This is a genomic window from Serratia odorifera, assembly GCF_041448735.1.
GTDB classification, from domain to species: Bacteria; Pseudomonadota; Gammaproteobacteria; order Enterobacterales; family Enterobacteriaceae; genus Serratia_F; species Serratia_F odorifera.
Map to the genome: position 1 here is coordinate 1 of NZ_JBGMUT010000047.1, position 769 is coordinate 769.

1 protein-coding gene is annotated in these 769 nt (G+C 54.2%); it reads left to right on the forward strand.

Features of this window, described 5'->3' with window-relative positions; genetic code table 11:
• The coding region (locus ACCC84_RS23525) for a hypothetical protein (RefSeq protein ID WP_371902424.1) at nucleotides 1-769 on the forward strand (769 nt) is incomplete at both ends.

Consider the following 769-nt stretch of genomic DNA (forward strand, 5'->3'; position numbering starts at 1 on the left):
TGCAACAGGCGCACCAGACGCCGGGCTGGGGCCACCAGTTCGCGGCCGGGGCACAGCGTAATGCGGTCAATTTCATATCTCAGTTTTTCGAAACGCCCAAGGGTATTGCAGGCATTCGGCGACGGGATCCCGTGGCGTCGTATGAGCGGGGGGAACAACCGGCAGCCGCGCATGCTATCAATGAATCCTCGAGTCAACAGCAGGCACCGGCACAGGACATGGGGCGAAACGCCGCGGTCCCAGTACAGGAGCCGGCATCGATCCTGTCTTCCACCGAGGGGGGATCTTCGTGGGACATTGTCTCGCCGGGCGCGAGCGCGGCCTACGGGGCGTTGGTCGGGCTCTGGAATTACGGTGGGAACCAAGCCCCGTCTGGTGGAGTGGATGCCGCGCCAGTCCTGACGGATGACCTAGGCGAGCCGAGGTCTGAAATAGAGGTATTCGAGCAATACGAGAAAGACTTGTTCAGCATGTTGGGCAGACCAGATTTGTCTAACAGCATAGAGGAAGTCGATCAGTTGATTTCCAAGATGATCTCCATGATGGACAAAAAAGCGGATCTTGGTGCCCTTCTTACTCAAGGTATGTTTGATATTACATTTGGAGCTTTAGGTTTATCCGAGTTCCCTAAAATCGGAGACTCACTCACAAGGTTCAGGGACAGTTTACCAAACGCTTCCAAAAGTTTCAGCATACTGGTAAACCTGCTTGGTCGAAAGGACACGCTGGAATACGATGCAAATATTTTGGTGGAGCTGATTAACGATTT